The organism is Asticcacaulis sp. P2_B1 (assembly GCF_056404915.1).
In genome coordinates, this window is sequence record NZ_JBFUDD010000002.1 from 31,709 (window position 1) to 44,217 (window position 12,509).

At 62.1% G+C, this 12,509-nt stretch carries 5 protein-coding genes; 4 read left to right on the forward strand and 1 reads right to left on the reverse strand.

Annotated features, from left to right (window positions below):
* Positions 1-40 precede the first annotated feature (40 nt).
* Positions 41-4,657: a beta strand repeat-containing protein gene (locus AC1DX3_RS04575; RefSeq protein ID WP_476988061.1), complete on the reverse strand. Its 4,617-nt coding sequence runs from the start codon at positions 4,655-4,657 to the stop codon at positions 41-43.
* Positions 4,658-5,054: 397 nt separating this feature from the next.
* Between AC1DX3_RS04575 and AC1DX3_RS04580 the strand changes: the two genes are divergently transcribed.
* The 4 genes from AC1DX3_RS04580 (at position 5,055) to AC1DX3_RS04595 (ending at position 12,356) form a co-directional block, all read left to right on the forward strand.
* Positions 5,055-6,347: a glycoside hydrolase family 5 protein gene (locus tag AC1DX3_RS04580; RefSeq protein WP_476988062.1), complete on the forward strand. Its 1,293-nt coding sequence runs from the start codon at positions 5,055-5,057 to the stop codon at positions 6,345-6,347.
* Positions 6,348-6,519: 172 nt separating this feature from the next.
* Positions 6,520-7,509 (forward strand): alpha/beta hydrolase, encoded by a 990-nt coding sequence (locus tag AC1DX3_RS04585; RefSeq protein WP_476988063.1) that lies wholly within the window; start codon positions 6,520-6,522, stop codon positions 7,507-7,509.
* Positions 7,510-7,591: 82 nt separating this feature from the next.
* Positions 7,592-9,514: an NPCBM/NEW2 domain-containing protein gene (locus AC1DX3_RS04590; protein WP_476988064.1), complete on the forward strand. Its 1,923-nt coding sequence runs from the start codon at positions 7,592-7,594 to the stop codon at positions 9,512-9,514.
* Positions 9,515-10,067: 553 nt separating this feature from the next.
* A complete protein-coding gene (locus tag AC1DX3_RS04595; RefSeq protein WP_476988065.1) occupies positions 10,068-12,356 on the forward strand; it encodes a TonB-dependent receptor domain-containing protein in 2,289 nt (762 codons plus the stop codon).
* Positions 12,357-12,509 lie beyond the last annotated feature (153 nt).

A 12,509-nucleotide genomic window follows, 5' to 3' on the forward strand; every position in this document is an offset into this window, starting at 1 on the left:
TCTCCCCTTGAAAGGGGAGAAGGGGGAAGAGTGAAAGGCGCTAGGAGAAGACGTCGGGATGCGGGGTGCCGAGGGTGACAACCTGATTGTGGACGAGGTCCCAGCCGAAGGTGGTGGCGACATAGTCCTTGCCGTTGAAGACATAGTGAGCCAGCTGGAATTCATCGAACGCGATGACGAGGTTGTTGTTGACCGAAGTGCCGGCTTCGGCCTGGGCGATAACGGAGGCCGCGTCGAAGAGGTATTCGTCGATAAGGCGCGGGCCGTTCACAGTGTCGACATAGCCCTCGATTTCGACGCGGGCGAGCGGGTGGTCGGTGAAAACGGTCTGCAGCAAGGTCAACAGGGACTGGTCGTTGCCGAGCTCCATGGCGACGGTGGGAAGGCCGCCGGAATCGAAGTTAAAAGCGACGGCGGCTGCCTCAGTGAAGTCATGGCCGCCATCGGTGGCGATCGTCTGGCCGTTTTCATCGACGAAGTGGACATAATAGGTCATATCGCCGGTGGCGCCGCCGGCCGCAGTGGCCAGGTTGTAGGTCCCGGCACTGGTCAGGGTCGTCGTCGTGTGGCCGACCAGGTCCCAGCCGAAGGTCGCGGTGCCGCCCTTGGTGCCGGTATTGTGCGTCGTCTGGAAGTCGGCAAAGCCCACTATGACCTTGCTGTCGGCGCCGTTTTGCCAGACCTGGTCGACGCTGACGTGGGTAAACAGCTGTTGGTCGATCAGTTGGCTGCCGGTGAAGCCGTCGACTTCGAGCCCGAGCGACGTCGCGCCCGTCATGTGGGCACGGGTGAGCGCCAGCATGAGCTGGTCGGAGTTGAATTGCAGCAGGGCCTGGCCACTACTGTCGGATAGGCCTGTGCCATAGTCCGACAGGGCAATCCAGCCGCCTGAGCCGTCGCTGCTCAGAGGTGTGCCCTTGCCGTCGACGAAACGGGCATAGTGGACGACCGGCGCCGGATGATCGACGGCGACGGCCGGCGTGCCGCTGGCGGCATAGTCTCCGCGGTCGGTGAGCGTCGTCGCCTGATGGTGAACGAAATCCCAGCCCAGCGTGCTGTGGTCGGTCAGGACGCCCGTATGGTCATAGAGATTGTGGCTATGGCTATAGGTCTCGGCATTGAGGGCGATGCTGAAGCCACCGCTCGCGTCGGCATTGGACATGGCGCCCGTCGCGCCGCCAAACAGATAGTCGTCGACGAGCTGCAGGCCCGACGATGTCGTACGATAGGCTTCGACGTCGACGCTGACCGCATCGCCACGGACCAGGGCCGCGGTCAGGGCCAGGTTTGACAGATCGTCGGCGACATAGAGCGTAACCTGGCCGATGGACGTCCCGCCGGTGGCGCCGAAGCCCATCGTGCCGGAAACCCAGCCGGTGCCGGCGTCGCTGCTCAGGATGGTTTTGCCGTCGGCGGCGATGAAGCGCATGACATAGGTCAGCGATTCCTCAGGGTTTCCCGTGTGCTGCCCTGCCGTAAAATCGGCGGGGTCCGTCAGGGTGACAGGCGTCCGTGTGTTCTGATCCCAGCCCGTCGTGGCGGTAGAGGTGACGCCGCCATTGGTGTCATGGCCGGTATAGGTGTGGGTAAAAGCGCTTGCCGACAGGACCACGGTACCGGCGCCGGCGGCGGCGACCTGGCCGCCTTCGAACAGGTAGTCGTCGACCAGCCGGTATTGGCCATTGATCATGATCAGGGATTCGACCTGAAAAGAGACATGGCCGTCCAGAACAGCCCCTTGTTCGAGCGCCAGGAAAGCCTTGTCCGAGCCGGTGAGAGACAGGCCGACGACCAGCGGTATGGCGGCGTCGGGTGACCCGAGCGCCGGGAAATTTTCCCGGCCTTCGCTGACGCTGAAACTTTCGAGCGCGACCCAGCCGTTCGTGCCGGAACTGGCGATGACATTGCCCTTGTCGTCGACGAAGCGGCCGACCAGGATTTGGGCGCCGGGCAAGGCGGTGGCGGCGACATCGCTATTGGCGAAACTGCCGGGCGTGGTGGAGAAGCTCGATTTGGTATCGAAGTTCCAGCCTGAGGTCGTGTTGTCGACGATCTTGCCATCGCTATCAAGCGCATTGTGCGACTGCTGGGAGGCACCGAAGGTTATGGCCAGGCTGTCCTTGCCTTCGGATCCGGTCGACCGCTGGGCGATATGGGCGTTGTCGAAGATCAGGTCGTCGACCGTGACCAGGCCCGATGGCGTCGTCTTATAGGCCGCGACTTCGACGCGCAGGGTGGAATCGTGTTCGACGGCATCAGTCGTGACGATCGAGAGGGCGCCGGCATCGAGGGCCACCGTCAGGGACCGCTCATTGAGAATGACCAGACCGTAGGCGTCGCTGTGGATCCAGCCGTTGGTGCCCTCGCTGGCGATGAGTTTGCCGTCAGAATTGAAGAAACGGACGGCGTAGTGCAGGTCATCGGGCTGGCCGCCGGCGACGCTGCCGTCGGCGAGGAAATCGGCATTACCGCTGAGATCCGCCGGCGTACTGGTGGTGAAGTTCCAGCCGAATTCTGTCGGCGCCTGCAAGACGCCTTTGGCGTCGCGGGCCCAATGGTCGTGTTCGAAACTGCCGATGGAAAGCGAGTAGGCGGCCCCGCTGCTGGCGAGGGTGTCGCTGGTCAGGGTGTTGTCGGCGAAAAGGTATTGGTCCACCAGTTGCAGGGCGCCATTGACGGTTTGATAGGCTTCGACTTCGAGCCCGATATTGGCGTTGTGGACGATCGCGTTGAACAGACTGGCGGTGGCGCGATCGTCGCCGAACGCGAAGCTCGCCGAATTGCTGGAGGCGAAGGCGAAGGTGTCGAGGGCCAGCCAGCCATTATTGCCGTCGCTGGCGATGACGTTGCCATTGGCATCGACCAGGCGCGCGACATAGGTCAGGTCCGTGCCCGCGGGGACGCCCGTGCCGAGCGAGGCCTGGCCGACGGCCGTGCGGAGCTGCGCCAGGGCCGTGCCATTGCCGCTGGTGTCGGTGAGGTTGATGGCCTGGGTATGGCCGCCGGCGCCGGGCAAGGTGAAGCGGGCGATGCCGCCTGTGCTGCCGGCGGTGACCGTGTTGCCGGCGGTCGCCAGGATGAACTGGGCGAGTTCGAGATAGGTGTCGATCTGCGTCGTCACGCCGTTGAAACCGACGAAGATCAGCGTGTCGCCGGCGGCGAAGTTGAGGTCGAGAATGCTGTCGGTCTGGGCGGCGAGAAGGCTGTCGGACAGGTTGAAGACGAAGGCATCACCGCTGGAGCCGCCGGTCAGGCTGTCGTCGCCGCCCTTGCCCGACAAGGTGTCGTGGCCGCCGCCGCCATTGATGATGTTCGCCGCATTATTGCCGTTGATGATATTGGCCAGGCTATTGCCAGTGGCGTTGATGGCATTAGTGCCGGTCAGGGTCAGGTTTTCGACAAACTGGCCGGCTAGCGAAAAGGTGACCGAAGCGTTGACGGTGTCGTTGCCGCCGGTGCTGGTCTCGACCACCGTGTCGCCGGCATTATCAACCGTGTAGGTATCGTTGCCGTCGCCGCCGGTCATGGCATCGGCCCCGCCGCCGCCATTGATGAGATTGTTGCCGGAATTGCCGATGATGATGTTGGCCAGGCTGTTGCCGGTGGCGTTGATATTGGCGAAGCCTGTTAGAGTCAGGTTTTCGACCTGCTGACCGGCCAGGGTGAAGGTGACGGATGAGATCACCTTGTCCGTGCCTTCGCCGGCGATTTCGACGACGCTGTCGCCGGCATTGTCGACATAGTAGAGGTCGTCGCCCTTGCCGCCGGTCATGGTGTCGGCGCCGATGCCACCATCGATGATATTGGCGTTGGCGTTGCCGGTCAGGGCGTTGTTGAGCGCATTGCCGGTGGCGTTGAAGGCGGCCGTGCCGTTCAGGCGCAGGGCTTCGAAATTGGCGCCCAGGGTCCAGCTCTTGTCGGAAACGACGGTGTCGTAGCCTTCGCCAGCATTTTCGCTGACGCTGTCGCTGAAATTGTCGAGGATATAGGTGTCGTCGCCGGTGCCGCCGGCCAGGATGTCGGCGCCGAGACCGCCGTCGAGGCGGTCATTGCCGCCCATGCCGGACAGGGTGTCGATCCCTGCCCCGCCGGTCAGGCTATTGGCGCCGCTGTTGCCGGTAATGGTGTTGTTGAGGGAATTGCCGGTGCCGTTGCTGTCGCCCGTGCCGGTCAGGTTGAGGTTTTCGACCTGCTGGCCGGCCAGGGTGAAGGTGACCGAGGCATTGACCGTGTCGGTGCCGCCGCCCGCGCCCTCCTGGACGATATCGGCGAGGTTATCGACAAAGAAGGTGTCGTCGCCGTCGCCGCCCTTCATGGTGTCGGCGCCGGCGCCGCCGTCGATCGTGTCATTGCCGTCGTAACCGGCAAGCGCATTGGCGCCATTGCTGCCGGTGATGATATTGTCGAGATTGTTGCCGGTGCCCTTGAGATCGGCCGAGCCTGTCAGGGTCAGGTTTTCAACATTGGGTCCCAGGGTGTAGTTGATCGTGGAGATCACTAAGTCGACACCGCCGCCTGGCTCTTCGGTGACGAGGTCGTTGACGCTGTTGACATGATAGATGTCGTCACCCAGGCTATGGGTGATGGCGTCGGCGGCGGGCGACAGTTCGGGATCGGCCTGTTTCAGGCTTTCGCGCAAGGCATTGAAACGCAACACGACGAAACCCCCGGAATAGTAAAGACAATCCTAACCATGACAGAATGGCGGTCGTTTCACAAGACACCGTTATGCACGGCATGCCGCTTCAATCGATGGTAGAGGGTTAGGGGCAAGCCGGTCACCATCGAGGCGGCGAGAAGGCTGCTTACAATCGCGGAATGTGGATCTCACCGAAGGCAGGCACAGCGGCAGACGTCTTGTGACAAAGACGCAACGCCAATAAAAAATCATATATAAAATTTAATTTTACAATTGCCGCTCGTGGCAAGGCGGCTTTAATAATCATACAATAAACGCAAGGCTACCGCCTCAGACACCGCGGCTTGAGATGAGTTCGGTACGCTGAATGTCGGCGATGGCAGAAAAATGCAGTCTGTTGGGAGTCCGGATAATCGTGAAATCGTCAAGTGCGTACAATCGCCGCAAGTTTCTTGCCGCCGCGAGCGGCACCCTTTTGCCGCTCGCTCTGCTCGGCTGCGGCGGCTCCGGTGGCGGCTCCAGTAGCGGCGGTGGCGGTGGCGGATCGAGTTCGTCGTCTTCATCTTCCTCATCGTCGTCTTCGTCATCATCGTCGTCTTCGTCATCGAGCAGCGGTCTCTACCCGAGCTATAACACCGACCCGATCGCGGTGGACGCGTCCGGTATGACGCGAACGGCGTCGGAGATTTCCGCGCGCATCCAGTTGGGTTTGAATATCGGCAATACCCTGGAAGCGACCGGCGGCGAGACTGCATGGGGCAATCCCTTGATCACGCAGGACTTTGTCGATACGGCCAAGGCCAAGGGGTTCAACGCCATTCGACTACCCTGTTCATGGAACCAGTATGCCGACGCGACGACGGCGAAAATCAGCGACACCTGGCTCGATCGCGTCAAGGACGTCGTCCAGTACTGCATCAACGCCGATCTGTATGTCGTGCTCAATATCCACTGGGACGGCGGCTGGCTCGAAGGTCACATAACGCCCGCCGATAAGGACGCCGTCGCCGCCAAGCAGAAGGCGTTCTGGGAGCAGATCGCCACGCACCTGCGCAGTTTCGATGAGCGCCTGCTTTTCGCCAGCGCCAACGAGCCCAACGCCGCCGACGCTACCCAGATGGAGGTTTTGCTCGCCTATCACCAGACCTTTATCGATGCGGTCCGTTCCACGGGCGGGCGCAACGCCTATCGCACCCTGGTCCTGCAGGCGCCACAAACCAATATCGACCTGTCGCAAAGCCTGTGGACCAAGATGCCGACGGATAGCGCGACCGATCGCCTGATGGCCGAAGTGCACTATTACGACCCCTCCCAATTCACGATCATTACCGAGGACGCATCCTGGGGGAAGATGTTCTACTATTGGGGCAAGGACTTTCATTCGACCCTCGAACCCGACCGCAACGCGACCTGGGGCGAGGAGGACTGGGTCGACCAGAAGATGACGCTCGCCAAAAGCGTGTTCATCGACAAGGGCATTCCGGTCATGGTCGGCGAGTTCGGCGCCACGCCGCGGACGAATCCGCTGGACCTAGACCTGCACAAGGCGTCGCGGGCGCACTGGATGAAGTATGTCACGCAAAAAGCCCTGGCCAACGGCCTCCGCCCCTTCCTTTGGGACACCGGCGGGCTGATCGATCGTCGCACCCGGGCCGTCCTGGATCAACAGGGCATGGACGCAGTCCTGGAGGGCGCGGGGCTGAAATAACCGGACGCCAAGGTAATCCTGGCTGGCCCGGCAAGGGTCAAGGCCAGGTTCCGCGGAAAAGACTTCATTTTGTAACAACCTGCCTCGGCAACCTCCCCCGGCCATCGGACAAGCTTCGCGCTTTTCCCGCCAGGGCGAGCTCAGGTCGAGCCTAACGGAGGCGTGTTCAGCCATGAGCTTGTCACGACGCGATCTTGTAAAATCACCCCTGGCCCTGGCCGCGGCATCGACGATGGGGTTGGGTGCCGCGACCCCGGTCCGGGCGCAGACCGGCGCTGCGGACGCTCGCGAGACGATCCAATTGTGGCCGCATCCGCCGGCCGGGGCCCTGCATCCCGACATGACCGAGGTTATCGAGCAAACCTCGACGAGTCCGGGCTACAGCAGCCGACGGACAAACGGCATCCTGAAACCGTACATGATCGCGCTGCCGGCGGCTCACCCCAATGGCTCGGCCATGCTGATCATTCCGGGCGGCGGCTTCCAATGGAACTATTTCGACCACGAAGGCTATTCCGTTGCCGACGTCCTGAACCGGGCGGGCATCACCTGTTTCGTGCTGATCTATCGCCTGGCGCAGGACGGGTGGAAAGACCCGGCGAGCGTCGGCCCGGCCGACGCCCAGCGGGCGATGCGGGTCATCCGCGCCAACGCCGCGCGTTTCCAGCTCGACCCCGAGCGCGTCGGCATCCTTGGCTTCAGCGCCGGCGGCTTCCTGACGACGACCCTGGCCACACGGTATTCGGCGCCGCTCTATGCGCCGGTCGACGCTACGGACCAGCTCAGCCCTCGGCCCTTCCTGGCAGCGCCGATCTATCCGGTGCAGAGCGTCGATCCGGCCTATGCCTATGGCGGCGTGGCGCCGTCCTTGTTCGGCGGCCCGCCGACGCCAGCGCAGATCCGCGAGTGGTCGCCGGATCTCAATGTGACACCGGCGGCCGCGCCGACCTTCCTGGTCCATGCCGAGGACGACGGCGCCGTACCTGTGGCGAACTCGGTACGGCTGCGTGACGCCATGGTGGCGGCCAAGGTGACGGTCGAGACCCACCTGTTCGCTCATGGTGGTCACGGTTTTGGGGTAGGAGGCCGGCCGGGCAGTCCCGACGGCCTGTGGCTGCCGTTGTTTCTCAACTTCGCCCGCGAGGAAAAGTTGTTCGTTTAGGCCATCCTGCTACAGTGACCGACATAAGCGTGCCGATCAGACGAAGTCACGCATAACAGATTAAAGAGATATTGGAGGCGTCATGAGGCGGATTGTTCAGGGGTTTATGGCCAGCCTTGCATTTGCATTGCTTTGCAGCGGCGGGGCCAGCGCGGCAACGGATCCGCTGGCGGCAACCGGTCACTGGACGGCCGTGACCACGGGACAGGCGGCCAGGCCTCCCATGGGGTGGAACTCGTGGAACGCCTTCCACACGGACGTTACCGAGGCGAAGGTGCTGGATTCCGCCAAGGCCCTTGTCGACAGCGGACTGGCGGCGAAAGGCTATCGCTATGTCAATATCGATGACGGTTGGTGGCTGAAGCGGCGGACGACCGACGGCCGCATGATCGTGCGCACGTCGATTTTTCCGTCCGCGGCGGTCGGGGGACCTGAAGAGACCAGTTTCAAGCCGTTTACCGACCGTATCCATGCCATGGGCCTGAAAGCCGGCATCTATTCGGATATCGGCGCCAATAACTGTTCCCAAGCCTTCGGCGGCCCGGACACGCCGAACCTGCCCGAAGGCACGGTCGCCGAACGCGAGGTCGGTCTGTACGGCCATACCGACCAGGACATTAAACTCTACTTCGGCGACTGGGCATTCGATTACATAAAGGTCGATGGTTGCGGCATTCGCGCCTTCGGCACGGACAATGCGCGCGTCAAATCCGGTGAATTCCGCGCGCTCAGCCCGTTGATCGACGTGAAGGAAATTCGCCGCACCGACATCCCCGCCGTGCGCCAGCTTTACCAACAGGTCGCCGATGCCCTGCGCCGGACAAATCCCGACGGCGACTATGTCTTCTCGATCTGCGCCTGGGGCTCTGCCGATGTGCGCGCCTGGGCAAAGGATGTCGGCAACCTGTCGCGGACCAGCGACGATATCACACCCAGCTGGACACGGATGCTGGCCAATTTTGACAGCGCGGCCGATCGCGCCCTCTACGCGCATCCGGGCTCATGGAACGACCCGGACATGCTCTTCGTCGGCCACGGCGACTTCGACGAGCATCATCTGACCGAAGCCAGATCGCATTTTGCGCTGTGGTCGATGCTGTCGGCGCCGCTTCTCATCGGTTACGATTTGCGGGAAGCGCCGCAACCACTCATGGATATCCTGGGCAACAGCGATATCATCGCGGTCGATCAGGATCCGGCGGGCAACCAGGCTGTGCCGGCCTACGACACCGACGACGTTCAGATTCTGGTCAAGACGCTGAGCAACGGACACAAGGCGGTGGCGATTTTCAACCGCGGACTGGCGCCGGCTGACGTGACCTTGACCGCCCGGCACCTGAAGTTCAGCGGGACCGCGCCGGTGGCGCTCAGGGACCTGTGGAGCGGAAGCACACTACCTGCCTTCTCCGGAGAAACGAAGCTGCATCTGGAGCCGCGCCAGACGCTTATCTTCGACGCTTCGGGCACGCGCGCCCTGACCGACGGCCTCTACCTGTCGGAAATGCCCGGCCGGGTTAACCCGGCCGTCGATGGCGTGGTTCTCCCCCAACCGGACCCCACCATCCACCGCATGATCAATCCGTGGGGCGCCACGACCGACACCGGCGAACCTCCCGCCTACACCGGCTGGGGCGGCGCCCAGGCCGATGCGACGCCGTATCGTCAGGCGTTACATGTCGACGGCACGATGTTCGATACCGGCCTGGGCGTCCTTGCCAACTCGCGGTTCGAAGTTCGGGCCGACGGCGGATTTCGCCGCTTCGTCGCCGAAGTGGGAGTCGATGATTCGACCTTCGATACGGATGATGTCGTGACCTTCTCCGTCTATGGCGACGGCAACCTGCTGGCGACGTCCAAGCCGACCCGTTTCGGTCAGCCCGTGCAGTCCCTGCAGGCCGACATTGCCGGCGTGCAGGTTGTGGAACTGGTGGCGCGCGGCACGGTGGCGAAGAGCAAGGTGCCGACGGTTGTCACCTGGGGCAATGCGGCTTTGCTCAGGGACTAGAGCGTTGCCCGGCTAAGATGGGCCGGGCTAACACTCTAAGTTTTTGTTTTGTCGCATTTCCTTACGCCAAACCGGCGTCCACTTTGGCGGGAAATGCTCTAGGATACCTGCGAATTCGTATGACCGGACGGCAACGGTCAAAGGTATCTGGCAGGCATGGCGTTGTCCGGCGAATGTGGGATGTGAGTCCGTAGTCGCTGGATAACGGGCGTGCGACCAGATCGTAGGCCCAAGCCAGGCCGTCACATTAATACAACAATCGCCCCCCTCAATACGGCTGCCGCATTTTTCCCTTTGCCTATGGTATCGATGTCATGGTATCGATGTCATAAGACGACAGACGGCATAAATCGCCGCGGCGGAGGACGACAAAAAGGACGGATCCGGAAAAGACAGGCAAGGCACAGGTAGCATCCAAGCTGCTCGCAGTCGTGCATCTGGACCATTCACGTTGTTCAAACTGACAAAGACATGACCGCGTTACCTGTTCTGCTTGGCGGGACGGGATTGAGTACCCGCACACAAAAAAAGCCTCAACAGGAGAGACACATTCATGTCCACGCGTTTTAACCGCCAACTGACCACTATGGCCTCGGTTCTCGCATTGGTCGCCGGATTCGCCGGCCACGCCTATGCCCAGGATGCCGCCGCTCCGGCGCCCGAAGCCGCCGCCCCCGAAGACCAGGCCACCGTCGTTATCGTCGTCGGCACGCCGGGCGGCAAGGGCATCAACAAGCTGAAAGCCTCATATGCCGTCACCAATATCACCGCCAACGACCTGTTGCAGGCCAATCCGAAGGCGTCTTCGGAAGTCCTGACCCTGGTTCCCGGCATCTGGGTCGAAAGCTCGGGCGGGGTCGGCGGCGCCAATATCTTCGTGCGCGGCTTCCCCGGCACGGGCGACGCCCAGTTCGTCACCTTCCAGCTCAACGGCACGCCGATCTATCCGGCGACCTCGCTGTCCTTCCTCGACAATTCGGTGATGTTCCGCACCGACGAGACCATCCAGCGCGTCGAAGCGCTGCGCGGCGGCCCCTCGCCTATCTTCGCTTCAGGGCAGCCGGGCCTCACCACCAACTTCGTGTTGAAGGAAGGCGGCGATGTGACCAAGGGCGACGTCAAGGCGACCTTTACCGATTACGGCACGCGCCGCGTCGACGCCGTGATGAGCGGCAAGCTGGCTGACGATCTCTACTATATGGTCGGCGGCTATGCGACGTCGTCGCCCGGCGTCCGCGACACCCAGTTCAATTCCGAAGTCGGATCGCAGTTCACAGCCAATATCACCAAGAAGTTCGATGGCGGCAAGCTGAACGCTTATATCCGAGCCACCGACGACCACGGCACCTGGTATCTGCCGTTCGCCGTCAATGTGCCGGGTCTCGACAAGGGCACCTATGTCCAGCTGGGCAATTATTCGCGCTTCGCGACGCTTCAGGTCAATGAAGACGGCGACACCGAAAAGTTCGACCTGGGTAATGGTCGCGGCTGGAAGGGCATCGTGTCGGGTGTCAATTTCGACAAGACGTTCGAGAACGGCTGGAGCGTGCGCGATCACTTCGGTTACACCAAGGGCGACGCCGACACCTATGGCCTGGTTCCCGACGGTTCGGCGATCACAGCGGCCGCTTTGGCGACGCAAATCGGCGGCCCGGTCAAGACCGCCGACGGTACGACGCTCGGGTCCGGCGATTATGTGCAGAACTGGGGCGCCTGGGTGGTGCAGAAGCAGCTCAAGTCCCTGGTCAACGATCTCAGCGCGTCGAAGACGATCGGCACGCATGACCTGACCTTCGGCTATTACGCCGCCAGCGTGTCGGCCGACGACTTCTGGACGATCGGCAATTTCAACCCGATGCAGGTCAAGCAGAACGGCAATTATCTCGTCTCGACGATCCATTGTTCGGATCTGGCGGCGGCGGGTTCGGGGTCGGGCTGCTGGCATTACGGCATCCTGTCGGCCGGCGACATGCGTTCCGACGCTCTCTATGTCGCCGATGCCTGGCAGGCGACCGATAAACTGCGCATCGATTTGGGTGCGCGCAGCGAGCAGGTGAAGACGAGCTATGTGCTGGATTCCGGTCCGGGTTATCCCGACGGCACCACCGACCTGGTCGTCGACGATACGCGCAGCAAGTCGTCCTATACGCTGGGCTTCAATTACCAGATCGACCCGCGCATGGGCGTGTTCGGCCGCACCTCGACCGGCTTCATGTATCCGCAGTTCGACGATTTCCGCTCGGGCCTGACCGACACGTCGGAAATCAAGCAGTATGAACTGGGTTACAAGCTGTCGACGCAATATGTCGATCTGTTCGCCACGGCGTTTTACAACAAGTTCGATGGCGCCAAGTTCCACGATGTCGGTGGGGCTTTGGAATCCAATTCCAACGAAGCCAAGGGTCTGGAACTGGACGGCCGTTTGAAGACCGAGTTCGGATTGTCAGTGGCGCTCAACGGCACCTGGCAGAAGACGAAGATCACCAAGTCGTCGGATCCCGCCAATGTCGGCAATTCGGCTCAGCGCCAGCCCGAATGGCAGGTGCGTGTGACGCCGCGTTATGAAACCCATCTCGGGTCCATTCCGACGACCTTCTACGGCACGGTGTTCGCGGTCGGCGATCGTTTCGCGGATAACTCCAATGCGACCGTGTTGAAGAGTTACAACAAGGTCGACGCCGGCATCATCTTCGATCTCGGCAATATCAATGTGCAGCTGTCGGGGGATAATCTCGGCAATGCGCACGGCTATACCGAAGGCGATCCGCGGTCGACGACGGGGGCCAATGCACGGCCGATCTTCGGGCGGTCGTATATGGTCAGCGTCGGGTATAATTTCTAAGCCAAAAGGGGGTCGCTTAAGGAAGTGACCCCTCCGTCGCGGACCGCTCGGGCGGCCCCGTACGCCGCGACACCTCCCCATAAAATGGGGAGGAGAGACGTATACCGGCCGGGGTTTCTCCCTTCCCTGGCCGGACCGGCATCGCCCCTACGG